We start from the raw sequence: 25,581 nt of genomic DNA on the forward strand, positions 1-25,581 counted from the left end.
GGGAATGAAAATCGTGGGGTGGATCGGGAACAATCTTTAGCATGGTGGCACTCTCTATGGGTTGGCTAGAGCCGCCACTCATGACTTGCAGTGTGATGGGTGGCGGCCACGTACGGGTCTGCAAGACCGGCAGAGAGCAAAAATCCGGCAGGTTCGAAAACCTCCCGTACGCAGCCACCATCAAGCGCGCGCAATGGCATGCCATTGGCTATCGGTGATCGACATTTTTGCTCTGGACGGGCTTGCAGGCCCGGTCGCTGCTTTGGCAACGACCGGGCCACACTATTCCGCCGAGAACACCACCGCAATGGCCCAAGGGCGGTAGGAAGCTAATTCAGAAATGGACTACAAACAACGGGAAAAATCTGAGGTTTTGAATCAGAGGGGATCGCCTTCAGATTTTCAGCGTTTATGAGATCGAGCGCCGGCCCCATCAATCCTGAGCAAAGCGCATCTCGCGCGTCTCGCCCATCAACAATGGCGCATTCGCCTCGGTCACCCCGCGGATGTAATCCCACAGCAGGGTAATCCGCTTCAGCTTGCGCAAATCTTCCCGGCAATACATCCAGAATTGCCGCGTCACTTCGATCTCCTCCGGCAACACCGTCACCAGCCGCGCATCCTGCGCCGCGAGGAAGCACGGCAAAATCGCCAACCCACGCCCCTGCAGCGCTGCCGTGTACTGGGCTATGACACTGGTGCTGCGCAAATGCGCATTGGCATTGGGAATCATGTTGGCCAGGTACAGCAACTCCGAACTGAACGCCAGGTCGTCCACATAACTGATGAACGGGTGGCTGACCAGGTCGCTGACCTGGCGGATCGGTGCATGGCTGTCGAGGTAGTCCTGGGTCGCATAAAGCCGCAACCGATAGTCACACAGCTTGCAGCACACATAAGGCCCATGCTCCGGCCGTTCCAGGGCAATGACGATGTCTGCCTCTCGTTTGGACAGGCTGATGAAGTGCGGCAGCGGCAGGATATCCACCGAGATCGCCGGGTAGGCATCGACGAAATGGCTTAATTGCGGGGTGACGAAAAAGCTGCCAAAGCCCTCGGTGCAGCCCATGCGCACATGCCCCGACAGCGCCACGCCGGAGCCGGAGACCTGCTCGCAGGCCATGTGCAAGGTGCTCTCGATCGACTCCGCGTAGCCCAGCAGGCGCTGCCCCTCTGCGGTGAGGACGAAGCCATTGGTGCGTGACTTTTCGAACAGCAGCGTGCCCAACGCCCCCTCCAGCGAGCTGATGCGCCGCGACACCGTGGTGTAGTCGACGGCCAGACGTTTGGCGGCGCTGCTGGCCTTGCGCGTGCGCGCCACTTCGAGGAAGAACTTCAGGTCGTCCCAGTTCAGCGCACTGAGGGAGGTCAGGTCTTTTTGCATGTTGATCCGGTTTTTTTGTGCGTTCTTGTTGGATGTTTGCACATCTATACTCGAAAAAAGCCCCAAGGCGCCACCTCGTGTTTGCCCGGCGCTGGCGATCTCGTCCTGACAATAATTCCAAGGAGAACGCAGATGAACGCACCACAATCCCCTGACAAGACCAAGGTCGAGCAGGTCAAGTTGCTGATCGACGGCCAGTGGGTCGAGTCGAAAACCAGCGAATGGCGCGATATCGTCAACCCGGCCACCCAAGAGGTGCTGGCGCGGGTACCGTTCGCCACCGTCGAAGAAGTGGATGCCGCCGTGGCTGCTGGCCAGCGCGCCTTCAAGACCTGGCGCGACACCCCGATCGGGGCACGCATGCGCATCATGCTCAAGCTGCAGGCGCTGATTCGTGAACACACCAAGCGCATTGCCCAGGTCCTCAGCGCCGAGCAAGGCAAGACCCTTGCCGACGCCGAAGGCGACATCTTCCGCGGCCTGGAAGTGGTCGAGCATGCGGCCTCCATCGGCACCCTGCAGATGGGCGAGTTCGCCGAGAACGTTGCCGGTGGCGTGGACACCTACACCCTGCGCCAGCCGATCGGTGTGTGCGCTGGCATCACCCCGTTCAACTTCCCGGCGATGATCCCGCTGTGGATGTTCCCGATGGCCATCGTCTGCGGCAACACCTTCGTCCTCAAACCCTCCGAGCAGGATCCACTGTCGACCATGCTGCTGGTCGAGCTGGCGCTGGAAGCCGGTGTGCCTGCCGGTGTGCTGAACGTGGTGCACGGCGGCAAGCAAGTGGTGGATGCGATCTGCACTCACCAGGACATCAAGGCGATTTCCTTCGTCGGCTCCACCGAAGTCGGCACCCACGTGTACAACCTGGCCAGCCAGCACGGCAAACGCGTGCAGTCGATGATGGGCGCGAAGAACCACGCCGTGGTGCTGCCCGACGCCAACCGCACGCAAACCGTCAACGCCCTGGTCGGTGCCGCCTTCGGCGCAGCAGGCCAGCGCTGCATGGCCACCTCGGTGGCGGTGCTGGTGGGCAAGGCGCGTGAATGGTTGCCGGACATCAAGGACGCGGCGAGCAAGCTCAAGGTCAACGCCGGTTGCGAGCCTGGCACCGATGTCGGCCCGGTGGTTTCCAAGCGCGCCAAGGAGCGGGTGCTGGGCCTGATCGAAAGCGGCATTCAGGAAGGCGCCAAGCTCGAACTCGATGGCCGTGGCGTGAAGGTGCCAGGCTACGAGCAAGGCAACTTCGTCGGCCCGACCCTGTTCTCGGGGGTGAAAACCGACATGCAGGTGTACACCCAGGAAATCTTCGGCCCAGTGCTGGTGACCCTGGAAGTCGACACCCTTGACGAAGCCATTGCCCTGGTCAACGCCAACCCGTTCGGCAACGGCACTGGCCTGTTTACCCAGAGCGGCGCGGCGGCGCGCAAGTTCCAAAGCGAGATCGACATCGGCCAGGTCGGTATCAACATCCCGATTCCGGTACCGGTACCGTTCTTCAGCTTCACCGGCTCGCGGGGTTCCAAGCTCGGCGACCTGGGCCCGTACGGCAAGCAAGTGGTGCAGTTCTACACTCAGACCAAGACCGTCACCGCCCGTTGGTTCGATGACGACAGCGTCAACGACGGTGTGAACACCACCATCAGCCTGCGCTAAGGAGCTTGTCATGCGTATCGCATTCATCGGCCTGGGCAACATGGGCGCGCCCATGGCCCGCAACCTGATCAAGGCCGGGCACCAGCTGAACCTGTTTGACCTGAACAAGACCGTGCTGGCCGAGCTCGCTGAGCTGGGCGGGCAGGTCAGCGCCTCGCCGAAGGACGCGGCGGCCAGCAGCGAGCTGGTGATCACCATGCTGCCGGCGGCAGCCCATGTGCGCGCCGTATACCTCAACGAAGACGACGGTGTGCTGGCGGGCATTCGCTCGGGCACGCCGACGCTGGACTGCAGCACCATCGACCCGCAGACCGCGCGTGATGTGTCCAAGGCCGCTGCGGCCAAAGGTGTGGACATGGGCGATGCGCCGGTGTCCGGGGGGACCGGCGGGGCGGCAGCAGGTACGCTGACCTTCATGGTCGGCGCCAGCAATGAGCTGTTCGCCACGTTCAAGCCGGTGCTGGAGCAGATGGGCCGCAACATCGTGCACTGCGGTGAAGTGGGTACCGGGCAGATCGCCAAGATCTGCAACAACCTGCTGTTGGGTATCTCGATGATCGGCGTGTCCGAGGCCATGGCCTTGGGCAATGCGCTGGGTATCGACACCAAGGTGCTGGCGGGGATCATCAACAGTTCGACCGGGCGTTGCTGGAGCTCCGATACCTACAACCCGTGGCCGGGCATCATCGAGACCGCCCCCGCGTCGCGTGGGTATACCGGTGGCTTTGGTGCCGAACTGATGCTCAAGGACCTGGGGCTGGCCACCGAGGCTGCGCGTCAGGCGCACCAGCCGGTCATTTTGGGTGCCGTGGCCCAGCAGCTGTATCAGGCGATGAGCCTGCGCGGTGAAGGCGGCAAGGATTTCTCGGCGATCGTCGAGGGTTACCGCAAGAAGGATTGACGAGCGAGGACTTTATCGCGGGCCGGGCGGCCTTCCCTCTGTAACTGCGCACCAGAGGGAAGGGCACCCTTCCTGCGATGTTTTTTATCAGGCGAAGACGAAATACTTGCGCACGGTCTCGACCACTTCCCAGGTACCTTTCATCCCCGGTTCGATCACGAACACATCACCCGCTTTCAGGTGCTTCGGCTCTTCGCCTTCCGGGGTGATGATGCAGTAGCCATCGAGGAAGTGACAGAACTCCCACTTCTCGTAGTTGACCTCGAACTTGCCCGGGGTGCAGATCCAGGTGCCCATGATCTTGCTGCCGTCGGCCGACAGGTAGGCGTTGAGGTTGACGGTGTGCGGATCGCCGCCGATGCGCTTCCACTTGGTGGCGTCCACGACCGGCGTCGGGCAGGTTTCGCGCAGGACGGTGATGAAATCGGACATGGCACAACTCCTGGTGACTGGCTGAATGACTCGTCACCATAGGGCCATCCGCCGAGCCGCAGTTGCCTGGGCTCGACGTCCAGCTGCCTGCCCGCGCTATGCCAGGGCGTTGACCTCGACGGTGATATGGGCCAGTTCCTGGTGCACGCCCAGTGCCTGTCGCACGCTGTCGGCGCTCAGTGCGGCCTGGGTGGCCAAGCTGAGGATGCAGGCGTACTGGTCCTTACCCACGCGCCACACGTGCAGGTCGGTGATGGTGGCGGGCACCGGCAGTTCGGCGACCACCTCGCGAATCTCCTCGACCACCGGCGCATCCATCTCGGCATCCAGCAAGACGCGGCCGGTATCGCGCAGCAGGCCACGGGCCCAGAGCGCCACCAGCACGGCACCGACCAGGCCCATCACCGGGTCGAGCCAACTGGCGCCCCAGAACTTGCCGGCCAGCAGGGCGACGATCGCCAGCACCGACGTGGCGGCGTCGGCGATCACGTGCAGGTAGGCCGAGCGCAGGTTCAGGTCGTGGTGATGATGGCCGTGGTGGTGATGGTCATGGCCATGGTCATGGTGGTGATGATCGTGGTCGTCGCGCAGCAGCCAGGCGCAGATCAGGTTCACGGCCAGGCCGATCACCGCGATGAAGATCGCCTCGTCATAGTGGATCGGCCCTGGCGTCAGCAGGCGCTCGGCCGACTGGAAGGCCATCAGCCCGGCCACACCGAGCAGCAGCAGGGCGCTGGAGTAGCCGCCGAGGATCTCGATCTTCCAGGTGCCAAAAGCGAAGCGTTGGTCCTTGGCATAACGACGCGCGGCAGCGTAGGCCAGCAGCGACAGTCCGAGGGCCAGGGCGTGCGAGCTCATGTGCCAGCCGTCGGCGAGCAGGGCCATGGAGTTGAAGAACCAACCCCCGGCGATTTCCGCCACCATCATGATCGCCGTCAGCCACACGGCCAGGCGTGTCTTGCGCTCGGCGCCAAGGTTGCTGGTATGGAACTGGTGGCTGTGCTGCCAGCGGCCTGAGGTTTGTGTCGCCATGGTTTATCATGCTCCCGGAATGTCGAGAAATATACTATACCCCAGTATACCTAGCATGGTGTGAAAGCGAATGGCACATACGATCAAGAGCAAGAAGCAGCTGCTGACCCGCGTGCGCAAGATCAAAGGCCAGGCCGCTGCTCTGGAGACCGCGCTGGAGCAAGACAAGGACTGCCTGGCGATCCTCCAGCAGATCGCCGCCGTGCGCGGCGCGGTGAACGGGCTGATGACCGAGGTGATGGAAGGGCACATCCGCGAACACCTGGTGGCGGAAGGGCTGAGTACAGAGGAACGGCAGGAAGAGGCGGACAAGGTGGCGGCGTTGTTGCGGTCTTATCTGAAGTGATACCCCCTGGGGGTATACGGTAGGAATGTAGGTTTCCTACAGAGCTATAAGTTGAAGCCTACAGGGTGATATGAACCATCCGCTGGTCGCCGGAAGTGTGCATAGTGTGTACTGCGCTTCGTTTTGGTCAATTCGGTGTGTATCATACACATCGACTGCCGAAGGAAGAGTGAATGCGCAGTCGTGAAGTGATCCTGCTCATTGAGGCGGATGGGTGGTATGAAGTCGAGGTGAAGGGCAGCCATCACCAGTTCAGGCATCCGTTCAAGAAGGGAAGGGTGACAGTTCCTCATCCCAAGAGCGATCTGCCTAAAGGCACCGTACACAGCATCTTGAAACAAGCTGGCTTGAAGCAGTCCAGTGGCTTCGGCAGCTCGAACATCAGTGGAGACGCGCAATGAAATTTCCGGTGGTATTGCACAAGGACGCCGATTCGGACTACGGAGTGACCGTTCCCGATGTGCCAGGTTGCTTCTCTGCCGGTGCGAATGTCGCTCAAGCGCTGGAAAACGTTCAGGAGGCGCTGGCGCTTCATTTCGAAGGCTTGGTTGCTGATAACGAAGCGCTTCCGCAAGCGCAGGAAGTCGACGTCCATGTGGCGAATCCCGATTATGCAGGTGGGGTCTGGGCTGTCGTTGATTTTGATGTCACGCCGTATCTGGGCAAGGCCGTGCGGTTCAATGCAACACTGCCGGAAAACCTGCTGCAGCGGATCGACGAAAAAGTGAAGCGTGATCATCGGTATGCCTCCCGTTCCGGATTTCTCGCCTCGGCTGCACTGCGAGAGCTGGCGCTCGCGCACTGAACAACGAGTCGATTTTGGAATCCATCAATTGTGGAAGTGCGTGAATCGGGGCGCCGAACCGCCGCAAATACGTCAGCTCAGGTGGCGTTGGACATTCACGCTTGCATCAATCGCTCGACCAACCCCGCCGCATAGCCCGGTAACCCGGCAAAATCCCGCGCACACAACAGCAACCGCCGGTTGGCCCAGTCTTCCCGCAGTGCCACCCAATGCATCGGCAACACGCCCTTCCAGCGCTGCAACGATGCCAGCGGCACCACGCCGATACCAGCGCCACGGGCAACCATGCGTATCACCCCGTCAAACCCTTCGGCCCGCACCCGGACCTGCATGCGATGGCCTTCGCGCAGGGCCTGTTCCTCCAGATACAACGCCAAGGCACTGTTCACCCCCAGCCCGACATGGCCATGGGCAAGGCAGTCGCAAAAGCTCGGGGCGGGCTCTGCGGCGAGGGGATGATCCAGTGGTGTTACCAGCACCAGCGGGTCATCGCGAAAGGGCAGGGTCTGCAGATGCGCGCTGGGCGCGGCGGTGGAAATGATGCCCAGGTCAGCCATGCCCTGAGTGATCGACTGCACAATACGCAGGCTCGGCAGCTCCTGCACATCGATGCTGATCCCAGGGTTGTCGGCAAGGTAGCTGGCCAGCAGCTCCGGCAGGTACTCGGTCAGCGCCGCCGTGTTGCACAGCAGCCGCACCTGGCCTTGCTGGCCGCGTGCATAGTGGGCCAGGTCGAACTGCAGGCGCTCGACCTGCTGGCCGATCAGCCGTGCATGTTGCAGCAGTGCTTGCCCGGCGGGCGTCGGCTGCACGCCACGGCGGTTGCGCTCAAGCAACGGCGTTCCCAGCGAGGCCTCCATGGCGCGGATACGTGCACTGGCCGCTGGCAGCGAAAGATGGCTGCGGCGGGCGCCGGCGGTGATGTTGCCGCATTCGGCGGTGTGCTGGAAAAGCCGGAGGTCGATCAGGTCGAAATGCATCTGCCTCTGTCCTGGCGAGAGTCTGGCTGAGTATATGGCAGATTTTCAGTCCAATCGCTGCGCGCCATCATGGCGGCCATGGATACCTTGATCGCTTTCTACCAGAACATAGGCCCGGCATTGACGCTGCTGGTGGTCATCACCTTCCTGCTGGCCGGTGCTGTCAAAGGTGTGATCGGCCTCGGCCTGCCGACCATCGCCATGGGCTTGCTGGGGCTGGCTATGCCACCGGCGCAGGCTGCGGCGCTTCTGATCGTTCCGTCGACGCTGACCAACCTCTGGCAACTCGCAGCCGGAGGGCATCTGCCGGCGCTGCTGCGCAGGCTTGGGCCGATGCTGGCGATGATCTTCGTCGGTACCTTGCTGGGCAGTGCCTGGTTGGGTATCAACAGCGGGCCCTGGGCGGTGCATGCGTTGGGGGCGGCGCTGGTGATCTACGCGCTGTACGGGTTGGCAGGCCCGGCGTTGCGGGTAGCGCCGAAGCAGGAAGGCTGGCTGGGGCCGGTCTGTGGGCTGGTGACCGGTGTGGTCACTTCGGCCACTGGAGTGTTCGTAATGCCTGCGGTGCCTTACCTGCAGAGCCTGGGCCTGAGCCGCGACGAGATGATCCAGGCACTGGGCCTGTCGTTCACGGTCTCGACCCTGGCGCTGGCCTTTGGCCTGGCGGGGCAGGATGCCCTGGGTGGGCAAGCGCTGGGTGCTTCGTTGCTGATGCTGGCGCCGGCGTTGCTGGGCATGCTCGCGGGGCAGTGGCTGCGCCAGCGCATCAGCGCAGCGCTGTTCAAGCGCTGCTTCTTCATAGGCCTGGCCGCGTTGGGCGGCCATCTGCTGATCAACGGTTAGCGGACGAGGCGCTGAGCATGACGATCGGCTGGATGTCGAAATCGCGCTCCAGGTAGTCCATGCGTTTTTCGAAGAACTCGACCATGTGCGGCAGTGCCGAGTGCACGTCCAGCGCAGCCTTGTCGGCCCACACCTCATAGAACACGAACAGGCTCGGGTCCTGCTGGTCGCGCAGCATGTGGTATTCGATGCAGCCCGGTTCCTGGCGGCTGGGTTCGACGTAGGCGCGGAACAGGGTTTCGAAGGCTTCGGCCATTTCCGGACGGGTCTTGGCCTTGAGGATGAATGCGTGCTGCTGGCTCATTGATCGTACTCACTGAAGAAGGGTGAATCGATTTTACGGCAATAATTAAGTCTGTATTCGTGACTTCAGGTCAATTGTATTTTGCCCTGTACCTGCTGTATCCCACGCCCACGAGCCATTACTGTGCCGGTCATCCATTTATGACCCCGAGGCCCAGCATGAAAAAGATCCTTCTGCTCAATGGCGGCAAACAGTTCGCTCACTCCGACGGCCGTCTCAACCAGACCCTGCACGACGCCGCCCTGGTCCATCTGGACCGTGCCGGTTTCGATGTACAGCAGACTTTCATCGACGGTGGTTACGACGCCCAGGCCGAGGTCGAGAAATTCCTCTGGGCCGATGTGATCATCTACCAGATGCCAGGCTGGTGGATGGGCGCACCGTGGACCGTGAAGAAATACATCGACGATGTCTTCACCGCCGGCCACGGCAGCCTCTATGCCAACGATGGCCGCACCCGTTCCGACCATTCGCAGAAGTACGGCAGCGGTGGCCTGGTGCACGGCAAGCAGTACATGCTGTCATTGACCTGGAATGCGCCACAGCAAGCGTTCGATGACCCGAGCGATTTCTTCGAGGGCAAGGGCGTGGATGCGGTGTACTTCCCGTTCCACAAGGCCAACCAGTTCCTTGGCATGACCGGTCTGCCGACCTTCCTCGCGGTGGATGTGATGAAGCGCCCGGATGTGCCGACAGCCCTGGCGGCCTATGAGGCTCATCTGGACAAGGTGTTCGGCAAGGCTATCTAATTCCCGCACGGACCCAGCACAGGCGCTCAAGTGAAAACCCGATCCGAAGAACTCCAGGTATTCGTCGCCGTCATCGACTGCGGCTCGATCTCCGCCGCCGCCGAGCAGATGGGCCAGACCCCGTCGGCCGTCAGCCGCACGCTGTCACGCCTGGAGACCAAGCTCGGCACCACCCTGGTCAATCGCACTACCCGGCGCATGGACCTGACCGAAGAGGGCCGCTTCTTTCTTGAACGCGCGCGCCGGGTGCTGGAACAGATGGACGAGATGGAGGAGCATCTGTCGATGAACCGCCAGACGCCCTCCGGGCGCCTGCGCATCAATGCCGCCGCACCGTTCATGCTGCATGCCATCCTGCCGTGGATCGGCGAATTCCGTCGCCAATACCCGGCCATCGAGCTGGAACTGAACACCGACGACCTGATCATCGATCTGCTGGAACAGAGCACCGATGTGGCCATCCGCATCGGTGACCTCGCCGACTCCAGCCTGCATGCCCGTTCGCTCGGCTGCAGCCCGGTTCAGGTACTGGCGAGCCCGGAGTACCTGGAACAACACGGCACGCCGGAAAAGGTCGAAGACCTGAACAGCCACGCTCTGCTCGGCTTCAGCCAGCCCGAGTCGCTCAACCAGTGGCCGTTGCGCCACGCCCAGGGTGACCGTTGGAGCATTCGCCCGGCGCTGATCGCCTCCAGCGGCGAGACCCTGCGCCAGCTGGCGCTGGCCGGGGAGGGCATCGTCGCCCTGTCGCACTTCATGACCCACGAAGACATCCGCGCCGGTCGCCTCAAAGTGCTGCTGAGCGACGCCAATAACGGCTACCGCCAGCCGATCCACGCGGTGTACTACCGCAACACGCAGCTGGCCCTGCGTATCCAGTGCTTCCTCGATTTCATCCAGCGCAAACTGGCGATGTACGCCTGCTGAGTTGCCTGAACGCGACAGATCCTGTCCACAGGCGGCGAAACTTCCTACGGTTGATTGCACAGTCAGAGCGCTTCGGCCTTACTGACTGCTCAACAAAAACAACACCAAGGAAGTGTCATGCGTATTGTCCCGTTCCAGTGCCTGGCTCTGACAGCCGCGCTCCTGAGCTGTTCCTCGACTTTCGCCGCCACGTTGGAAGGCGGCGCTGTCGCCGCGCCCGATCAATATGGTGCACAGGTAGCCGCCGACATTCTCAAGAAGGGCGGCAACGCGGTGGATGCGGCGGTGGCCACTGCCTTCACCCTGGCGGTGACCTACCCCGAGGCGGGCAACATCGGCGGCGGTGGCTTCATGACCCTGTTCGTCGACGGCAAGCCGTACTTCCTCGACTACCGCGAAGTGGCGCCCAAGGCCGCCACGCGCAACATGTACCTGGATGACAAGGGCGAGGTTATCGAGAACCTGAGCCTGGTCGGCGTGCGCGCCGCAGGCGTGCCTGGCACGGTGATGGGGCTGTGGGAAGCCCACCAGAAGTTCGGCAAGCTGCCCTGGAGCGAGTTGCTGACCCCGGCCATCGGTTATGCGAAAAACGGCTTCAAGGTCGCCGAGAAGCAGTACCAGTACCGCAATGATGCCCAGGGCATGTTCAAGACCGCGACCAACTTCAACGATTACTTCGGCAACATGAAAGTCGGTGAGCTGTTCAAACAGCCGGAAATGGCCCAGACACTCGAACGCATTGCCGACAAGGGGGTGAGCGAGTTCTACCAAGGCAAGACCGCCGACCTGCTGGTGGCGCAGATGCAGGCCGACAAGGGCTTGGTCACCAAGGAAGACCTGAAGGACTACAAGGCCGTGTGGCGCGAACCGATCGCCATCAGCTGGCGCGGCAATGTGGTCTACACCGCGCCACCCCCAAGCTCCGGTGGCGTGGCCCTGGCCCAGTTGCTGGGCATCAAGGAAGACCGCGCGGCCGACTTCAAGGGTGTGGCGCACAACTCGGCGCAGTACATCCACCTGCTTTCGGAGATTGAAAAACGCGTGTTCGCCGACCGTGCCGATTACCTTGGCGACCCGGCGTTCACCAAGGTGCCGGTCGACCAGCTGGTGGCCAAGGACTACCTGGCCAAGCGTGCCGCGCAGGTCAACCCGAAAGCCATCTCCGAGACCGACAAGGTCAAGCCGGGCCTGGAACCGCACCAGACCACGCACTTCTCGATCGTCGACAAGCAGGGCAACGCCGTCAGCAACACCTACACCCTCAACCTCGATTACGGCAGCGGCGTAGTGGTCAAGGGCGCGGGCTTCCTGCTCAACGACGAGATGGACGACTTCAGCGCCAAGCCTGGCGCCGCCAATGCCTTTGGTGTGGTCGGCGGTGACGCTAACGCCATCGAGCCGGGCAAGCGCATGCTGTCGTCGATGAGCCCGAGCCTGATGACCCGTGATGGCAAGGTCGAACTAGTGATCGGTACCCCGGGTGGCTCGCGGATCTTTACCTCGATCTTCCAGGTGATGAACAACCTGTACGACTATGGCATGCCGCTGGAGAAGGCCGTGGCGGCGCAGCGAGTGCACCATCAGTTGCTGCCCAAGGACACCATCTATTTCGACAGCTACGCGCCGCTGACCGGGCCGGTGGCTGAAGAGCTGAAGAAGATGGGTTATGTGCTGGAGGATCAGGGCTGGGAGATGGGCGATATCCAGGCGATCCGCGTGAACGGGGCGCAGCTTGAGACCGCTTCGGATCCGCGTGGGCGTGGGGTGGGGATGATCGTCAAGTAGCTCTGCATAGGCAGTGCTGACGCATTCGCGGGGCAAGCCCGCTCCTACAGGTCTGGCGTGTACCTGTAGGAGTGGGCTTGTCCCGCGAAAGTAATATTGAGGTCAGACGCGGAACTGGCTGACCAGCATCTGCAAGTGACCACCCAGGCGCGCCAGCTCGACGCTGGACGCTGCCGTTTCATCACTGGCCGCTGCAGTCTGCTCGGACACATCCCGCACATTCAGGATGCTGCGGCTGATCTCTTCAGCCACCGCGCTCTGCTGCTCGGCCGCCGCCGCGATCTGCTGGTTCATCGACTGAATACTCGAAACCGTGCCGGTGATGTTCTCCAGCGAGGCACCGGCCTTGCGCGCCAGCTCGACACTGCTGTCGGTCAATGTGCGGCTGCCCTGCATGGCATTGGCCACCTGCTGGGTACCGTGCTGCAGGCTGGCCACCAGCTCTTCGATCTCTTCGGTGGACTTCTGCGTGCGCTGTGCCAGGCCACGCACTTCATCGGCGACCACGGCGAAACCACGGCCGGCTTCACCGGCACGGGCCGCTTCGATCGCAGCGTTGAGCGCCAACAGATTGGTCTGCTCGGCCACCGACTTGATCACGTCCATCACGCTGCCGATCTTCTGGCTTTCCTGCTGCAGCAGGTTCATGGCCTCGGTGGAGCGGTGCACTTCTTCGGCCAGGCGTTCGATCTGGCTGATTGCCTCGCCCACCACGCGATCTCCGGCACGGGCCTCGTCGTCGGCACCTGTGGCCGCGTGCGAGGCCTGTTCGGCGTTGCGCGCCACTTCCTGAACGGTGGCGGCCATTTCGTGCATGGCGGTGGCCACTTGGTCAGTCTCGACCTTCTGGCTGTTGGCGCCGGCGCTGGTCTGCTCGGTCACCGCCGACAGCTCTTCAGCGGCGCTGGCGATCTGGGTAACGCCGTCACGGATACCGCTGATCAGCTCGCGCAGGGTGGTGCCCATGCGCGCGATGCCTTGCTGCAGCACGCCGATTTCGTCGCGGCGGGTGACGCGCAGGTCGTGGGTCAGGTCGCCACCGGCGATGCGTTCCACGGCTTGCAAGGTATCGCGCAGCGGGCGGGTGATCTGGCGGGTGATGACTACGGCGGCGATGACGCCAGCCAGCAGCGCCAGCAGCGTGGCGATGGTCTGCAGGCTGCGCGCCTGAGCACTTTCGGCGTCACGGCGTTCCAGCTGGATCTTGTACAGCGCGTCGCTGCGCTTGACGATGTCGGCACCCTGCACGGTCATTTCCGCGCGGGCAACGGTGATGTCGGCGACCGCATCGCGGAATTGGCGCACGGCATCGCGATAGGCTTGCACCGACTGTTCGAACTGCTGCACGCGGGTGGCTTCAGCGGGCAGCTGGCGTTTGAGGTTGCCGATGTCGGCCAACGTACCGTCCAGATGGCGCAGGGCGGCCTGTTCGTTGGCGGCGGTGTTGTCGGCAATGTAGCCGCGCACATCGATGCGCACCTGCAGCAGCTGCTGGCGCGCCTTGCTGATCAGCTGGTACTGGGCCAGGCGCACGCTGTCGGCCTCGGGGCGGGACATGACGTCCTGGCTGAGCGACTCCATGGCCTCATCGGCCTTGGCCGCCGACACGTTCATCGCATCACGGGCGGCCAGCGAGCTCTTGTAGCCGGCGCGCATCTTGTTCAGCGACACCTTGTACTCGCTGATGGTCTGTCCCAGCTCCTTGAGCAGCGCGACGTTGGCCGGGCTGGTGAAGGTGGTGACCAGGTATTGCTGCTGCTTGCTGAAAGCGTCGAGCTTGGCCTGGGTATTGGCAGCGGCGGTGTCATCGCCGTTGGCGATCATGTACTGCAGGCGCGAGATGCGCAGGTCGGTCAGGTCTTTGTTGAGCTGGCCGATGTCGCCCATCCAGTTGCTGCGGTCGATCAGGCTGCCCAGGCTGGTCCAGCCAGTCAGGGCCAGCAGGCCGGTTAGAAACAGCACCAGGCCGAAGCCCAGGCCGAGTTTGAGGTTGACGCTGATATTGGCGAACCAGCTGTTCATGCACGCTCTCCAGAAAATTCATTCGCTCACTTGATCATCGATCGCAGGGTGTTGTTGTTCTGGGGGCCCGCTGATTCGTGCAGGTGTTATCGGCACGACGATTGGAAAGCTGAATCGCTTTTTCAGCTGATTTGTAACTATGTGAAAACGTTTGCTTTTTGTAGATCGAAGGGGCCGCTCTGCGGCCCCGTGCAATTTCAAAGGCTACGCGCGCTGAAGGTATCGCAGCTGTTCACATTACCCTGGGCAAATCCAGCCTTGAACCAGCGCACCCGCTGCGCCGAGGTGCCATGGGTGAACGAGTCGGGCACTACGCGCCCCTGGCCCCGCTGTTGCAGCCGGTCATCACCAATGGCATTGGCCGCGTTCAGGGCCTCCTCGACATCGCCGGGCTCCAGCCAGTTCAGCCGCTTCTGCGCCTGATACGCCCACACCCCGGCCAGGCAGTCAGCCTGCAGTTCCTGGCGTACCAGCAGTCCATTGTCGCCTTCCATGCGCTGGCCGCTGCGCCGCGCGGCATCGACCTTGGCCGACACCCCCAGCAAGGTCTGCACGTGGTGGCCGATCTCGTGGGCGATCACGTAGGCCTGGGCGAAATCGCCGGCCGCAGCGAAGCGGGTTTCCATTTCGCGAAAGAACGACATGTCCAGGTAGACCCGCTGATCCGCCGGGCAGTAGAACGGCCCGACCGCTGCGGAAGCGAAACCGCAGGCCGAATTCACCTGGCCGCTGAACAGCACCAGCTTGGGGTCGCGGTATTGCTTGCCAGCCTGGGCGAACAAGGCTTTCCAGGTGTCTTCCGTGTCACCCAGGATCGAGGCGACGAACTGCGCCTGTTCGTCATTGGCCGGCGGTGCCTTGCCGCCGGCACCATTTGGCGCTGCCTGCTGTTGCTGTTGGTCCATCTGCCCGGCGAGCTGGCCAAGGATCTGCAATGGGTCCTGGCCGGTCAGCCAGCCGATGCCGACAATCAGCAGCACCGCGCCAAGCCCCAGCCCCTTGCCGCCGCCAAAGCGCATGCCGCCGCCACCACCTTCGCCGCGCGCATCGACCACGTTGTCGCTGCGCCGGCCTTTTCGCCATTCCATGAAGTGCTCTCCAGAGCGTGAAACATGGGGATAAAGATTAGATCACCCCAGCCAAAGCGACTAATACATAACCGTTTGGTTATGCAATGGACGGCTGATTTCAATATTCATCCCGCGCGACCTATCTGAAACTGCAAGTCCGCCTGCCGTGTACAGGCGTTTTCATAATTCCAAGAGAGGAATCCGGCATGCCCGCCCAGGACAACAGCCGCTTCGTGATCCGTGATCGCAACTGGCACCCCAAGGCCCTGACGCCCGACTACAAGACTTCCATTGCCCGCTCGCCGCGCCAGGCACTGGTCAGCATCCCACAGTCGATCAGCGAAACCACCGGCCCGGACTTTTCCCACCTGGGCTTTGGTGCCCACGACCATGACCTGCTGCTGAACTTCAACAACGGTGGCCTGCCGATCGGCGAGCGCATCATCGTTGCCGGCCGCATCGTCGACCAGTACGGCAAGCCTGTGCCGAACACCCTGGTGGAAATGTGGCAAGCCAACGCCGGCGGCCGCTATCGCCACAAGAACGACCGTTACCTGGCGCCGCTGGACCCGAATTTCGGTGGCGTCGGCCGCTGTCTGACCGACCGCGACGGCTACTACAGCTTCCGCACCATCAAGCCGGGCCCGTACCCATGGCGCAACGGCCCGAATGACTGGCGCCCGGCGCACATCCACTTCGGCATCAGCGGCCCGTCGATCGCCACCAAGTTGATCACCCAGCTGTATTTCGAAGGTGACCCACTGATTCCGATGTGCCCGATCGTCAAGTCGATCGCCAACCCCGAAGCCGTACAACAGTTGATCGCCAAGCTCGACATGAGCAACGCCAACCCGATGGACTGCCTGGCGTACCGCTTCGACATCGTGCTGCGCGGCCAGCGCAAGACCCACTTCGAAAACTGCTGAGGACCCCGCCATGCCAATCGAACTGCTGCCGGAAACCCCCTCGCAGACCGCCGGCCCCTACGTGCACATCGGCCTGGCCCTGGAAGCGGCCGGCAACCCGACCCGCGACCAGGAAATCTGGAACCGCCTGGCCAAGCCCGAGGCTGCGGGTGAGCACATCCTGCTGATCGGCCACGTATATGACGGCAACGGCCACCTGGTGCGTGACTCGTTCCTTGAGCTGTGGCAGGCCGACGCCAATGGCCAGTACCAGGACGCCTACAACCTGGAAAACGCCTTCAACAGCTTCGGCCGCACCGCCACCACCTTCGATGCCGGCGAGTGGACCGCGCACACGGTCAAGCCGGGTGTGGTGAACAATGCCGCAGGCGTGCCGATGGCGCCGCATATCAACATCAGCCTGTTTGCCAGGGGGATCAACATCCACCTGCATACGCGCCTGTACTTCGATGACGAGGCCCAGGCCAATGCCAAGTGCCCGGTGCTCAACCTGATCGAGCAGCCGCAGCGTCGCGAGACCTTGATTGCCAAGCGTTGCGAGGTAGATGGGAAGACGGCATATCGTTTCGATATCCGTATTCAGGGGGAAGGGGAGACGGTCTTCTTCGACTTCTGAGTGAAGCCTGGGGCCGCTTTGCGGCCCATTCGCGGGGCAAGCCCGCTCCTACAGAGACCGTGCAATACCTGTAGGAGAGGGCTTGTCCCGCGAATGCTTCAACGGCGAACCAGCAGCACGCCGCTTTCCATGTGGTGGGTATAGGGGAACTGGTCGAACAACGCACAACGCTCGATGCGGTGCGTGTCCTGCAACTGGGCAATGTTCGCCGCCAGCGTCTCCGGGTTGCACGAGATGTACAGGATCCGCTCGAAGCGCCGGGTCAGCTCGCAAGTATCCGGGTCCATCCCCGCACGCGGAGGGTCGACAAACACGGTGCCGAAGTCATAGCTCTTCAGGTCGATCCCTTCCAGCCGGCGGAACGGCCGCACCTCGTTCAGCGCCTGGGTCAGCTCTTCCGCCGACAGGCGCACCAGCCGCACGTTATCCACAGCGTTCTCGTCGAGGTTGCTCAGCGCGGCATTGACCGAGGTCTTGCTGATTTCGGTGGCCAGCACCTGGCGCACGCGGGTGGCCAGCGGCAGGGTGAAGTTGCCGTTGCCGCAATACAGCTCCAGCAGGTCGTCCTCACGTTCGCCAATGGCCTCGAACGCCCAGCTCAGCATCTTCTGGTTCACCGCGCCGTTGGGCTGGGTGAACGCGCCTTCCGGCTGGCGGTAGCTGAAGACCCGACCGGCGACATCGAGCTTTTCCACCGCATAGTCGCGGCCGATCACCAGGCGCTTGCCCTTCGAGCGGCCGATCACGCTCACGCCAAGATCGGTGGCGAGCTGGCGCGCAGCCACTTCCCAGGCCTCGTCCAGCGGGCGGTGGTAGCACATCGTGACCATGGCATCGCCGGCGAGGGTGGTGAGGAACTCCACCTGGAACAGGCGATTGCCCAGTTCCTCGCTGGCCTGCCAAGCGGCCCTCAAGCGCGGCATCAGCTCATTGATGCGCTGGCTGGCGATGGGGAAGTCGTCGATCAGTATCGCTTTGTGCTTGTCGCCCGGGGCGAACATCGCGTAGTGGCGCTGGCCATCCTCGCGCCACAGGCGGAACTCGGCGCGCAGGCGGTAGTGCTCGCGCGGCGAGTCGAAAACGGCCGGTTCGGGCGCGCCGAAGGGCGCCAGCAGCTCGCGCAAGCGGGCGACTTTGCCCTCGAGCTGGGTGTCGTAGGCGGAAGGATCGAAGACAGCACTCATGCGTTGAACCAGCCCAGCTTGATGACGAACAGGATGGAAAGGATCACCAGAGCCGGGTTCAGGTCGCGGTGGCGGCCAGAGATCAGCTTGACGGCGGTCCAGGAGATGAAGCCGAAGGCGATGCCATTGGCGATCGAGTAAGTCAGCGGCATGGCCAGGGCGGTCACCACCACCGGTGCGGCCTCGGTGACGTCGTCCCAGTTGATTTCCGCCAGGCCCGAGGCCATCAGCACGGCGACGAACAGCAGTGCCGGGGCGGTGGCAAAGGCCGGCACGCTACCGGCCAGTGGGGCGAAGAACAGCGCCAGCAGGAACAGGATGGCGACCACGATGGCGGTCAAACCAGTACGGCCACCGGCGCTTACGCCAGCAGCGGATTCGATGTAGCTGGTGGTGGTCGAGGTGCCCAGCAGCGAACCGGCCATGGCGGCGGTGCTGTCGGCGATCAGGGCACGGCCCATCTTCGGCATGTGGCCGTCCTTGCCCATCAGGCCGGCGCGCTTGGCCACGCCGATCAGGGTGCCGGAGTTGTCGAACAGGTCGACGAACAGGAAGGCGAAGATCACGCTGACCAGGCCGACGTCGAGGGCGCTCTTGATGTCCAGCTGGAGGAAGGTCGGCGCCAGCGACGGCGGCATCGAGACCACACCGCCGAACGGTGTCACGCCCATCAGGATCGAGGCGATGGTCACGGCCAGAATGCCGATCAGCACTGCGCCACGAACTTTGAGCGACTCAAGGCCAACGATCAGGAAGAAGCCTAGGGTGGCGAGGATCGGCGCCGGCTGCTTGAGGTCACCAAGGCCCACCAGGGTCGCCGGGTTATCGACGACGATGCCGGCGTTATGCAGAGCGATGAGTGCCAGGAACAGGCCGATACCTGCAGCAATCGCCGAACGCAGCGGCAGCGGGATGCTGTTCACGATCCATTCGCGGATGCGGAAGATCGACAGCAGGAAGAACATCACTGCGGAGAGGAACACCGCGCCCAGGGCCACCTGCCAGGTGTGGCCCATGTGCAGGACTACCGTGTAGGTGAAGAACGCGTTCAGGCCCATGCCCGGCGCCAGAGCGATCGGGTAGTTGGCAATCAGGCCCATGGTGGTCGAGCCGATGGCGGCGGCCAGGCAGGTGGCGACGAAAATCGCACCTTTGTCCATGCCGGTCTCGCCGAGGATGCTCGGGTTGACGAACAGGATGTAGGCCATGGCCAGGAAGGTGGTGACGCCCGCAAGAATCTCGGTGCGCACGTTGGTGTTGTGTGCTTTTAGTTGAAACAGCCTTTCCAGCATGCCCGCTCCCCAGGGCGCCCTCGCGCCGTGAATGTATCGACCCCATCAGCAAAGCACAGACCGTAGCGGATGCCGTGCTTTTGTGTGGGGCGGAAAAAAGCCGCGCATCATACCAGCATGCTCGGCGGGGGCCTATCGCCGTTGGGGAATGGGTAGTCTGTGCCGGCCTTTTCGCGAGGCAGGCGAGCAATCAGCCGTTGTGCAAGCGGTCCCGCTTGGCCAGTGTAGGGAACAACTTTATCCACACCCCGGTCACCACCAGCGTGCCCACGCCGCCCAGCACCACCGCCGGCACCGTGCCAAACCAGTGCGCCGTTACCCCGGACTCGAACTCGCCCAACTGGTTCGAGGCACCGATGAACAACCCGTTCACCGCGCTTACCCGCCCACGCATCTCGTCCGGCGTCTCCAACTGCACGAAGGCACCGCGGATCACCATGCTGATCATGTCCGCCGCGCCGAGCACCACCAGCACCGCCATCGAGAACCAGAACGAGGTCGACAGGCCGAAGGCGATGGTTGCCACGCCAAACAGGCCGACGGCGGTGAACATGGTGCGGCCGACCTTGCGCTCGACCGGGAAACGCGCCAGCCACAGCGACATCAGCAATGCCCCGACCGCCGGCGCCGAGCGCAGCAGGCCCAGGCCCCATGGGCCGGTAAGCAGGATGTCCTTGGCGAACACCGGCAGCAGGGCGGTGGCGCCACCCAGCAGCACGGCAAACAAGTCCAGCGAGATGGCCCCGAGGATGTCGGGCCGGCTGCGGATGAAGCGGATTCCGGCCATCAGCGATTCGAGACTGGCGCGGCCACGCTGAGGCACCTGCTGGCGCGAGTCGAGGCTGAGCATCAACAGGCAGGCGATGGCGTACAGGGCGACGGTCGGGCCGTACACCCAGGTGCTGCCGAAGGCGTACAGGAAGCCGCCCACGGCCGGGGCGACGATGGTGGCCGCCTGGGTCGCCGAAGCCGAGGCCGCCACCGCCCGCGGGAACAGCCCCGGCGGCACCACATTGGGCAGCAGTGCCTGAGTCGCTGGCATTTCGAACGAGCGGGTGGCGCCGAGCAGGAAAGCCAGGACGAAGATCAGCTCGCGGCTGACGTTGTCGGTGGCGCTGCCCACGGCCAGCGCCAGGGCGATCAGCCCCTGCAAGCTCTGGCACAGCGCCGCGACCTTGCGCCGGTCATAGCGGTCGGCGACGTGCCCGGTGTGCAACATGAACAGTACCCGGGGGGCGAATTCGACCAGGCCCACCAGGCCCAGGTCGAGCACATTGCCGGTCAGCTGGTAGAGGTGCCAGCCAATGGCCACGGTGAGCATCTGGAAGCCGCTGGCGGTGAACACCCGGGCCAGCCAGAAGGCGATGAAAGGGCGGTGATGACGCAACAACTGCGGTGCGGATTCGGACATCGGAAACCTGTTGGCCTCGGCGCAGTAGAGGGGCCCGCAGCGTATCATCTGTTTGTAACAAACAGTTACTGTTTGCCATGGTCGGCACTTTTTCACGTGGCGTGAAAGAGGGTGGGGCAACGGGTCACGCGGCAATCAACCACACGGCCCGGCGGGCCATTCGGGACTATGCTTCCTAACAGTCGTTGATCTGGATCAATTGTTCCAGATCTAACGAATTGGCCCTTGGGCCGGAATCCCTGCGATCGAACAGAACAATTCCAATGTGCCGCACTCGACTACCGTGGGGGCAGTGGGCGACGGGGCCACAAGCCCGGACGCCGGATTATCTGAAGAGGAAGCACCATGTTCGGAATAGAGGCCTTAGAACTCGCCCGAATGCAGTTTGCCTTTACCGTGTCGTTCCACATCCTGTTCCCGGCCATCACCATTGGCCTGGCGAGCTACCTGGCAGTCCTCGAAGGCCTCTGGCTGCGGACCCACAACCAGGTTTACCGTGACCTCTACCACTTCTGGTCGAAGATCTTCGCCGTCAACTTCGGCATGGGCGTGGTCTCCGGCCTGGTCATGGCTTACCAGTTCGGCACCAACTGGAGCCGCTTCTCCGACTTTGCCGGCGCCATTACCGGCCCGTTGCTGACCTATGAAGTGCTCACCGCCTTCTTCCTTGAGGCGGGTTTCCTGGGCGTCATGCTGTTTGGCTGGAACCGCGTTGGCCGTGGCCTGCACTTCTTTTCCACGGTGATGGTCGCGCTCGGCACCCTGGTCTCGACCTTCTGGATTCTCGCCTCCAACAGCTGGATGCAGACCCCTCAGGGCCACGAGATCATCGATGGCCGGGTGGTGCCGGTGGACTGGTTCGCGGTGGTGTTCAACCCGTCGTTCCCCTATCGCCTGATGCACATGGCCACTGCTGCGTTCGTGTCCACGGCGTTCTTCGTCGGTGCGTCGGCCGCCTGGCACCTGCTGCGTGGGCGTGACAACCCGGCGGTGCGCAAGATGCTGTCGATGGCCATGTGGATGGCTCTGGTCGTTGCCCCGATCCAGGCGGTAATCGGTGATTTCCATGGCCTCAACACGCTCAAGCATCAGCCGGTGAAGATCGCCGCGATCGAAGGCCACTGGGAGAACGTGCCCGGTGAGCCGACCCCGCTGATCCTGTTCGGCATCCCCGACATGAAGGCCGAAACCACCCGGTTCAAGGTCGAAATCCCGGCGCTCGGCAGCCTGATCCTGACCCACAGCCTGGACAAGCAGGTGCCGGCGATGAAGGAGTTCCCGCCTGAGGATCGGCCCAACTCGACCATCGTGTTCTGGTCATTCCGAATCATGGTCGGGCTCGGCTTCCTGATGATCTTCGTCGGCCTGTGGAGCCTGTGGCTGCGCAAGCGCGGCACCCTCTACACCTCGCGGCCGTTCCTGTACCTGGCCCTGTGGATGGGCCCGTCCGGGCTGATCGCGCTGCTCGCCGGGTGGTTCACCACCGAAATCGGCCGCCAGCCGTGGGTGGTGTATGGCCTGATGCGCACCGCCGATGGCGTGTCCAACCACAGTTATGCACAGCTCGGCTTCACCCTGGTGGCATTCGTGGTGGTGTACTTCGCCCTGTTCGGTACCGGCCTTGGCTACATGATGCGCCTGGTGCGCAAAGGCCCGCAGACCGGCGAGGGTGATGAACACAACCCCGGTGGCCCTGGCACCCAACGCACGCCGGCGCGGCCGCTGTCCGCCGCCGATGATGGCCATGAGGCCGAGTCTGCCAGCCTGAGCAAGGGGAACTGAGCCATGGGTATCGACCTTCCGCTGATCTGGGCCGTGATCATCATCTTCGGCGTCATGATGTACGTGGTGATGGATGGTTTCGACTTGGGCATCGGCATGCTCTTCCCCTTCGTCAAGGGCGAGCGTGACCGCGATGTGATGATGAATACCGTTGCGCCCGTCTGGGACGGCAACGAAACCTGGTTGGTGCTGGGCGGTGCCGGGCTGTTCGGGGCGTTCCCGATGGCCTACGCGGTGGTGCTCGAAGCGCTGTACCTGCCGCTGATCCTGATGCTGATCGGCCTGATCTTCCGTGGCGTGGCCTTCGAGTTCCGCTTCAAGGCCAAGGCCGACAAGCGTCATGTGTGGGACAAGGCGTTCATCGGCGGTTCGCTGGTTGCCACCTTCTTCCAGGGCGTGGCGCTGGGCGCCTTCCTTGAAGGCTTCAAGGTGGTCGACCGGCACTTCGCCGGTGGCACCCTCGACTGGTTGACGCCGTTCAGCCTGTTCTGCGGCCTTGGGCTGATCGTCGCCTACACCCTGCTGGGCTGTACCTGGCTGATCATGAAGACCGAGGGCGACCTGCAATTGAAGATGCACGACCTCGCCCGACCGCTGGCGCTGGTGCTGCTGGCGGTGATCGGCATCGTCAGCCTGTGGACCCCGATCGCCTACCCGCAGATTGCCGATCGCTGGTTCAGCATGCCCAACCTGTTCTGGTTCATGCCGGTGCCGCTGCTGGTACTGGTGACCTTCTACGGCTTGCTCAAGGCGGTGGCGCGCAATGCCCACTACACGCCGTTCCTGCTCACCCTGGTGTTGATATTCCTGGGCTACAGCGGGCTGGGCATCAGCCTGTGGCCGAACATCATCCCGCCGTCGATCTCGATCTGGGATGCCGCAGCGCCGCCGCAGAGCCAGGGCTTCATGCTGGTGGGCACGTTGTTCATCCTGCCGTTCATCCTCATGTACACCTTCTGGAGCTACTACGTGTTCCGCGGCAAGGTGACCCATGAAGACGGCTATCACTAGGAGGGCCACATGATGACCGGTAAACATGGCCTGGAAGAGAAGAAACCGCTGTGGCAGCGGCTGGGTTGGCTGGTGCTGATCTGGGCGATGAGCGTGGCGGCCCTGGGCATGGCGGCCTGGGTGATGCGCCTGTTCATGGGGGCCGCTGGCCTGACCACCCATTGAGTGAAAGGGGGCGCCTGGCGCCCCCTGCCTTTATTTACGAGCCTTGAGGATCACAAATTTCGGGGTTGCAGCTACCTGCTCTACGCCACGGAACAACCGCGCCAGCTTGCTGTGATAGCCCAGATGACGGTTGCCGACGATGTAGAGCGCTCCGCCCACTACCAGCGCCTCGCGCGCCTGCTGGAACATGCGCCAGGCGAGGAAGTCACCCACCACCTGCTGCTGGTGGAACGGTGGATTGCACAGCACCACATCCAGCGACTGCTTTTCCACCCCGGCCAGGCCGTCTCCCGGCAAGACTGTTACCGGCCGCTCACCCAGAGCCGCTTGCCAGTTCTCCTGCGCCGACTGCACCGCCATGTACGATTCATCGACCAGGGTGAAGTGCGCGTCCGGGTTGGCCAGCGCGCTGGCAATGGCCAGCACGCCGTTACCGCAGCCCAGGTCGGCTACTCGGGCGTTGCCCAGGTTGCGGGGCAAGTGGGGCAGGAAGGCACGAGTGCCGATATCCAGGCCCTCGCGGCAGAACACATTGGCATGGTTGACCAAGTCCAGCACCGGCGTGTCGAGCTGGTAGCGGGTCGGGTAGGGCGATCGGGCGGCAGGGCGGTCGGCAACCGTGGCGGTCAGCAAACGGGCCTTTTTCTGTGCCAGCGAAGCTTGCACCGGGCCGATGTACTTTTCCATCAGGTCACCGGCCGCGCGCGGCAGGTGCTTGATCATGGCACCTGCAATCACCTGGGCGCCGGGTGCCAGGTGGCCTTGCAGGCGGATCAGTTGTTCTTCGAGCAGCGCCAGGGTCTTCGGCACGCGCACCAGCACGCGGTCAAACGGGCCCTGCCAGTGCTCGCTGGCCGGCACGAAGGGCACGCTGTCGAACGCCTTGCCATTACGCGCCAGGTTTTTCTCCAGCGCCATGTGCGCCAGGTGCGAGTCGCCGCTGCTGACTACCTGCAGATGATCGGCGAGGCTGGCTGCCAGGGCGCCGAAGCTGTCGTTGAGCACCAGTACCCGGCTGCCGGCGTCAAGGCCGTGCCCATGCAGCTGTTCGAGCAGGTATTCATCGGCGGCATCGAAGGCTTGCAGCGGGTCGTTGGCCTGGTCCGGCTGGCGGATCAGGTCGAGTTCGGCGTAGGGGGTGGTCAACAGGGGCATGGCGTCTGGCTCGGGTACGAATCTGCCCGTGGCGGTTCGCCGCGAGCTTTGGTACGCGATTCTACAGGGCTTTGCCCGAGGCCGCAGGCTACTGTTCGATCAGGCCGCGCATCATGGCGATGGCGATGGCACCAGCCTTGTTGGCGGCGTTGGTCTTGGTGATCACACTGCGAATGTGGAAGTTCACCGTGCTTTGCGACAGCGTCAGGATGCAGGCAACGTCGGCGGCGGTCTTGCCGGCGGCCGACCACTTGAGCACTTCGATTTCGCGCTCGCTCATTTTCAACGGTGTGCTGAGCTTGTCCAGATGATATTCGCTGATGATCGCGTGCAGGGTGTGGCACAGCCATTGCACCTTGCAGGATTTGTCGTAAAGCTCGGCGATGCTCACATCTTTGCTTGGCCTGCAAATGCTGACTTGGCTCTCATTATGCTGAAGGTCATGCAAGGACTGCGTCCAGCCATGGCGAAGCCCGTGTGCGCAAGCCTGCTCGCGGAAGTCGGGTACTTCGCGGTACAGGTCATCGGTCCACAATACCGGCAAGGTCGAGGTATGGCTGCGAGTCGCCGCTGCGTCCCGTTTGTAGAAGTCGTCGCGCTGGTAGCGCTCGATCCACGCGACAGGATAGTTGCTGTATAGGAACTGCCGTGGCGATTGGGCTGCCAGTTGAATGCGGACTTTCAGCCCCAGGAACACCATGTCGAGGTCTTGCGCCAGGTGCACGGCCAGATCAAAAACCTTTTGCGGCGTGCTTTCGCTTATCAGCTGATGGAGATGCTCATGATTCCACTGAAGCATC

Annotated in this window: 26 protein-coding genes; 14 read left to right on the forward strand and 12 right to left on the reverse strand. The window is 63.0% G+C overall.

The window, feature by feature from the left end; all coding sequences use genetic code 11:
* Positions 1–433: 433 nt before the first annotated feature.
* Positions 434–1,384, reverse strand: coding sequence for a LysR family transcriptional regulator (locus BGP85_RS17160; RefSeq protein ID WP_103448977.1), 951 nt, complete (start codon positions 1,382–1,384; stop codon positions 434–436).
* Between the two features lie 132 nt (positions 1,385–1,516).
* Here BGP85_RS17160 and BGP85_RS17165 point away from each other — a divergent pair, with 132 nt between their 5' ends.
* Together BGP85_RS17165 and mmsB are read left to right on the forward strand one after the other, a co-directional pair.
* Positions 1,517–3,043 (forward strand): CoA-acylating methylmalonate-semialdehyde dehydrogenase, encoded by a 1,527-nt coding sequence (locus BGP85_RS17165; protein WP_103448979.1) that lies wholly within the window; start codon positions 1,517–1,519, stop codon positions 3,041–3,043.
* Positions 3,044–3,053: 10 nt separating this feature from the next.
* Complete coding sequence (gene mmsB, locus BGP85_RS17170) at positions 3,054–3,944, forward strand: 3-hydroxyisobutyrate dehydrogenase (protein ID WP_103448981.1); 891 nt, start codon at positions 3,054–3,056, stop codon at positions 3,942–3,944.
* A gap of 87 nt (positions 3,945–4,031) precedes the next feature.
* Here the strand turns inward: mmsB and BGP85_RS17175 are convergent, their stop codons facing one another.
* Both BGP85_RS17175 and dmeF read right to left on the reverse strand, forming a co-directional pair.
* On the reverse strand, positions 4,032–4,376 hold the full coding sequence (locus BGP85_RS17175) for a cupin domain-containing protein (protein ID WP_003258412.1): 345 nt from the start codon (positions 4,374–4,376) through the stop codon (positions 4,032–4,034).
* Between the two features lie 96 nt (positions 4,377–4,472).
* Positions 4,473–5,408: a CDF family Co(II)/Ni(II) efflux transporter DmeF gene (gene dmeF, locus BGP85_RS17180; RefSeq protein WP_103448983.1), complete on the reverse strand. Its 936-nt coding sequence runs from the start codon at positions 5,406–5,408 to the stop codon at positions 4,473–4,475.
* Positions 5,409–5,478: 70 nt separating this feature from the next.
* Between dmeF and BGP85_RS17185 the strand changes: the two genes are divergently transcribed.
* The 3 genes from BGP85_RS17185 (at position 5,479) to BGP85_RS17195 (ending at position 6,559) form a co-directional block, all read left to right on the forward strand.
* Positions 5,479–5,754, forward strand: coding sequence for a metal/formaldehyde-sensitive transcriptional repressor (locus BGP85_RS17185; protein WP_060485576.1), 276 nt, complete (start codon positions 5,479–5,481; stop codon positions 5,752–5,754).
* A gap of 173 nt (positions 5,755–5,927) precedes the next feature.
* Positions 5,928–6,155: a type II toxin-antitoxin system HicA family toxin gene (locus BGP85_RS17190; protein ID WP_103448985.1), complete on the forward strand. Its 228-nt coding sequence runs from the start codon at positions 5,928–5,930 to the stop codon at positions 6,153–6,155.
* Positions 6,152–6,559, forward strand: coding sequence for a type II toxin-antitoxin system HicB family antitoxin (locus BGP85_RS17195; protein ID WP_103448987.1), 408 nt, complete (start codon positions 6,152–6,154; stop codon positions 6,557–6,559). Before BGP85_RS17190 ends, BGP85_RS17195 begins: the two co-directional genes overlap by 4 nt.
* Before the next feature lie 95 nt (positions 6,560–6,654).
* Here BGP85_RS17195 and BGP85_RS17200 read toward each other — a convergent pair whose 3' ends face one another.
* Positions 6,655–7,539, reverse strand: a complete 885-nt coding sequence (locus BGP85_RS17200; protein WP_103448988.1) for a LysR substrate-binding domain-containing protein — start codon at positions 7,537–7,539, stop codon at positions 6,655–6,657.
* 78 nt (positions 7,540–7,617) lie between these two features.
* On the opposite strand from BGP85_RS17200, the gene BGP85_RS17205 reads away from it, so the two are divergent.
* Complete coding sequence (locus tag BGP85_RS17205) at positions 7,618–8,382, forward strand: sulfite exporter TauE/SafE family protein (protein ID WP_103449872.1); 765 nt, start codon at positions 7,618–7,620, stop codon at positions 8,380–8,382.
* Here the strand turns inward: BGP85_RS17205 and BGP85_RS17210 are convergent.
* Positions 8,372–8,686 carry a putative quinol monooxygenase gene (locus BGP85_RS17210; RefSeq protein ID WP_103448989.1) on the reverse strand — a complete coding sequence of 105 codons (315 nt, stop codon included), beginning with the start codon at positions 8,684–8,686 and terminating at the stop codon, positions 8,372–8,374. The two genes, BGP85_RS17205 and BGP85_RS17210, sit on opposite strands and share 11 nt — an antisense overlap.
* A gap of 158 nt (positions 8,687–8,844) precedes the next feature.
* Between BGP85_RS17210 and BGP85_RS17215 the strand changes: the two genes are divergently transcribed.
* The 3 genes from BGP85_RS17215 to ggt all read left to right on the forward strand — a co-directional run bounded on the left by BGP85_RS17215 (position 8,845) and on the right by ggt (position 12,147).
* Positions 8,845–9,435: an NAD(P)H-dependent oxidoreductase gene (locus tag BGP85_RS17215; protein WP_103448990.1), complete on the forward strand. Its 591-nt coding sequence runs from the start codon at positions 8,845–8,847 to the stop codon at positions 9,433–9,435.
* 30 nt (positions 9,436–9,465) lie between these two features.
* Positions 9,466–10,362, forward strand: coding sequence for a LysR family transcriptional regulator (locus tag BGP85_RS17220; RefSeq protein ID WP_103448992.1), 897 nt, complete (start codon positions 9,466–9,468; stop codon positions 10,360–10,362).
* A gap of 117 nt (positions 10,363–10,479) precedes the next feature.
* On the forward strand, positions 10,480–12,147 hold the full coding sequence (gene ggt / locus BGP85_RS17225) for a gamma-glutamyltransferase (protein ID WP_103448994.1): 1,668 nt from the start codon (positions 10,480–10,482) through the stop codon (positions 12,145–12,147).
* Positions 12,148–12,249: 102 nt separating this feature from the next.
* Here the strand turns inward: ggt and BGP85_RS17230 are convergent, their stop codons facing one another.
* The gene (locus BGP85_RS17230; protein WP_103448996.1) at positions 12,250–14,169 is read right to left on the reverse strand and encodes a HAMP domain-containing methyl-accepting chemotaxis protein; all 1,920 of its coding nucleotides are present in this window, start codon (positions 14,167–14,169) and stop codon (positions 12,250–12,252) included.
* A 197-nt stretch (positions 14,170–14,366) separates the two neighbouring features.
* Positions 14,367–15,257 carry a KPN_02809 family neutral zinc metallopeptidase gene (ypfJ, locus tag BGP85_RS17235; RefSeq protein ID WP_103448997.1) on the reverse strand — a complete coding sequence of 297 codons (891 nt, stop codon included), beginning with the start codon at positions 15,255–15,257 and terminating at the stop codon, positions 14,367–14,369.
* A gap of 188 nt (positions 15,258–15,445) precedes the next feature.
* Between ypfJ and pcaH the strand changes: the two genes are divergently transcribed.
* Entirely contained in the window at positions 15,446–16,165 is a 720-nt protein-coding gene (gene pcaH / locus BGP85_RS17240) for a protocatechuate 3,4-dioxygenase subunit beta (RefSeq protein WP_103449008.1), read from the forward strand.
* 10 nt (positions 16,166–16,175) lie between these two features.
* Positions 16,176–16,781: a protocatechuate 3,4-dioxygenase subunit alpha gene (gene pcaG / locus BGP85_RS17245; RefSeq protein WP_103449010.1), complete on the forward strand. Its 606-nt coding sequence runs from the start codon at positions 16,176–16,178 to the stop codon at positions 16,779–16,781.
* Between the two features lie 98 nt (positions 16,782–16,879).
* Here pcaG and trmA read toward each other — a convergent pair whose 3' ends face one another.
* From trmA to BGP85_RS17260, 3 genes are all read right to left on the reverse strand, one after another.
* Positions 16,880–17,965, reverse strand: a complete 1,086-nt coding sequence (gene trmA, locus BGP85_RS17250; protein WP_103449012.1) for a tRNA (uridine(54)-C5)-methyltransferase TrmA — start codon at positions 17,963–17,965, stop codon at positions 16,880–16,882.
* Positions 17,962–19,257: an NCS2 family permease gene (locus BGP85_RS17255; RefSeq protein ID WP_103449014.1), complete on the reverse strand. Its 1,296-nt coding sequence runs from the start codon at positions 19,255–19,257 to the stop codon at positions 17,962–17,964. Before BGP85_RS17255 ends, trmA begins: the two co-directional genes overlap by 4 nt.
* A gap of 190 nt (positions 19,258–19,447) precedes the next feature.
* Entirely contained in the window at positions 19,448–20,668 is a 1,221-nt protein-coding gene (locus BGP85_RS17260) for an MFS transporter (RefSeq protein ID WP_103449016.1), read from the reverse strand.
* Between the two features lie 345 nt (positions 20,669–21,013).
* On the opposite strand from BGP85_RS17260, the gene BGP85_RS17265 reads away from it, so the two are divergent.
* The 3 genes from BGP85_RS17265 to BGP85_RS17275 are packed head-to-tail and all read left to right on the forward strand — an operon-like array spanning position 21,014 to position 23,626.
* Complete coding sequence (locus BGP85_RS17265) at positions 21,014–22,450, forward strand: cytochrome ubiquinol oxidase subunit I (RefSeq protein WP_103449017.1); 1,437 nt, start codon at positions 21,014–21,016, stop codon at positions 22,448–22,450.
* A gap of 3 nt (positions 22,451–22,453) precedes the next feature.
* Positions 22,454–23,461 carry a cytochrome d ubiquinol oxidase subunit II gene (cydB, locus tag BGP85_RS17270; protein ID WP_079226526.1) on the forward strand — a complete coding sequence of 336 codons (1,008 nt, stop codon included), beginning with the start codon at positions 22,454–22,456 and terminating at the stop codon, positions 23,459–23,461.
* 9 nt (positions 23,462–23,470) lie between these two features.
* Positions 23,471–23,626: a DUF2474 domain-containing protein gene (locus BGP85_RS17275; RefSeq protein ID WP_103449019.1), complete on the forward strand. Its 156-nt coding sequence runs from the start codon at positions 23,471–23,473 to the stop codon at positions 23,624–23,626.
* A gap of 30 nt (positions 23,627–23,656) precedes the next feature.
* Here the strand turns inward: BGP85_RS17275 and BGP85_RS17280 are convergent, their stop codons facing one another.
* Positions 23,657–24,781 (reverse strand): methyltransferase, encoded by a 1,125-nt coding sequence (locus BGP85_RS17280; RefSeq protein WP_103449022.1) that lies wholly within the window; start codon positions 24,779–24,781, stop codon positions 23,657–23,659.
* An 88-nt stretch (positions 24,782–24,869) separates the two neighbouring features.
* A complete protein-coding gene (locus BGP85_RS17285) occupies positions 24,870–25,580 on the reverse strand; it encodes an autoinducer binding domain-containing protein (protein ID WP_103449024.1) in 711 nt (236 codons plus the stop codon).
* Between the last annotated feature and the right edge of the window lies 1 nt (position 25,581).

Source organism: Pseudomonas putida, from assembly GCF_002906855.1.
In the GTDB taxonomy this organism is placed as follows: Bacteria; Pseudomonadota; Gammaproteobacteria; order Pseudomonadales; family Pseudomonadaceae; genus Aquipseudomonas; species Aquipseudomonas putida_N.

Excerpts from the sequence above, each read along its gene's own strand:
- BGP85_RS17215 (WP_103448990.1), top strand. The coding sequence starts at position 8,845 with ATGAAAAAGATCCTTCTGCTCAATGGCGGCAAACAGTTCGCTCACTCC.
- BGP85_RS17160 (WP_103448977.1), bottom strand. The coding sequence starts at position 1,384 with ATGCAAAAAGACCTGACCTCCCTCAGTGCGCTGAACTGGGACGACCTG.
- BGP85_RS17210 (WP_103448989.1), bottom strand. The coding sequence starts at position 8,686 with ATGAGCCAGCAGCACGCATTCATCCTCAAGGCCAAGACCCGTCCGGAA.
- mmsB (WP_103448981.1), top strand. The coding sequence starts at position 3,054 with ATGCGTATCGCATTCATCGGCCTGGGCAACATGGGCGCGCCCATGGCC.
- BGP85_RS17175 (WP_003258412.1), bottom strand. The coding sequence starts at position 4,376 with ATGTCCGATTTCATCACCGTCCTGCGCGAAACCTGCCCGACGCCGGTC.
- trmA (WP_103449012.1), bottom strand. The coding sequence starts at position 17,965 with ATGAGTGCTGTCTTCGATCCTTCCGCCTACGACACCCAGCTCGAGGGC.
- BGP85_RS17285 (WP_103449024.1), bottom strand. The coding sequence starts at position 25,580 with ATGCTTCAGTGGAATCATGAGCATCTCCATCAGCTGATAAGCGAAAGC.
- cydB (WP_079226526.1), top strand. The coding sequence starts at position 22,454 with ATGGGTATCGACCTTCCGCTGATCTGGGCCGTGATCATCATCTTCGGC.
- BGP85_RS17185 (WP_060485576.1), top strand. The coding sequence starts at position 5,479 with ATGGCACATACGATCAAGAGCAAGAAGCAGCTGCTGACCCGCGTGCGC.
- BGP85_RS17275 (WP_103449019.1), top strand. The coding sequence starts at position 23,471 with ATGATGACCGGTAAACATGGCCTGGAAGAGAAGAAACCGCTGTGGCAG.
- BGP85_RS17205 (WP_103449872.1), top strand. The coding sequence starts at position 7,618 with ATGGATACCTTGATCGCTTTCTACCAGAACATAGGCCCGGCATTGACG.
- BGP85_RS17190 (WP_103448985.1), top strand. The coding sequence starts at position 5,928 with ATGCGCAGTCGTGAAGTGATCCTGCTCATTGAGGCGGATGGGTGGTAT.
- BGP85_RS17230 (WP_103448996.1), bottom strand. The coding sequence starts at position 14,169 with ATGAACAGCTGGTTCGCCAATATCAGCGTCAACCTCAAACTCGGCCTG.
- BGP85_RS17165 (WP_103448979.1), top strand. The coding sequence starts at position 1,517 with ATGAACGCACCACAATCCCCTGACAAGACCAAGGTCGAGCAGGTCAAG.
- ypfJ (WP_103448997.1), bottom strand. The coding sequence starts at position 15,257 with ATGGAATGGCGAAAAGGCCGGCGCAGCGACAACGTGGTCGATGCGCGC.
- ggt (WP_103448994.1), top strand. The coding sequence starts at position 10,480 with ATGCGTATTGTCCCGTTCCAGTGCCTGGCTCTGACAGCCGCGCTCCTG.
- BGP85_RS17255 (WP_103449014.1), bottom strand. The coding sequence starts at position 19,257 with ATGCTGGAAAGGCTGTTTCAACTAAAAGCACACAACACCAACGTGCGC.
- BGP85_RS17265 (WP_103449017.1), top strand. The coding sequence starts at position 21,014 with ATGTTCGGAATAGAGGCCTTAGAACTCGCCCGAATGCAGTTTGCCTTT.
- pcaG (WP_103449010.1), top strand. The coding sequence starts at position 16,176 with ATGCCAATCGAACTGCTGCCGGAAACCCCCTCGCAGACCGCCGGCCCC.
- BGP85_RS17260 (WP_103449016.1), bottom strand. The coding sequence starts at position 20,668 with ATGTCCGAATCCGCACCGCAGTTGTTGCGTCATCACCGCCCTTTCATC.
- dmeF (WP_103448983.1), bottom strand. The coding sequence starts at position 5,408 with ATGGCGACACAAACCTCAGGCCGCTGGCAGCACAGCCACCAGTTCCAT.
- BGP85_RS17280 (WP_103449022.1), bottom strand. The coding sequence starts at position 24,781 with ATGCCCCTGTTGACCACCCCCTACGCCGAACTCGACCTGATCCGCCAG.
- BGP85_RS17195 (WP_103448987.1), top strand. The coding sequence starts at position 6,152 with ATGAAATTTCCGGTGGTATTGCACAAGGACGCCGATTCGGACTACGGA.
- pcaH (WP_103449008.1), top strand. The coding sequence starts at position 15,446 with ATGCCCGCCCAGGACAACAGCCGCTTCGTGATCCGTGATCGCAACTGG.
- BGP85_RS17200 (WP_103448988.1), bottom strand. The coding sequence starts at position 7,539 with ATGCATTTCGACCTGATCGACCTCCGGCTTTTCCAGCACACCGCCGAA.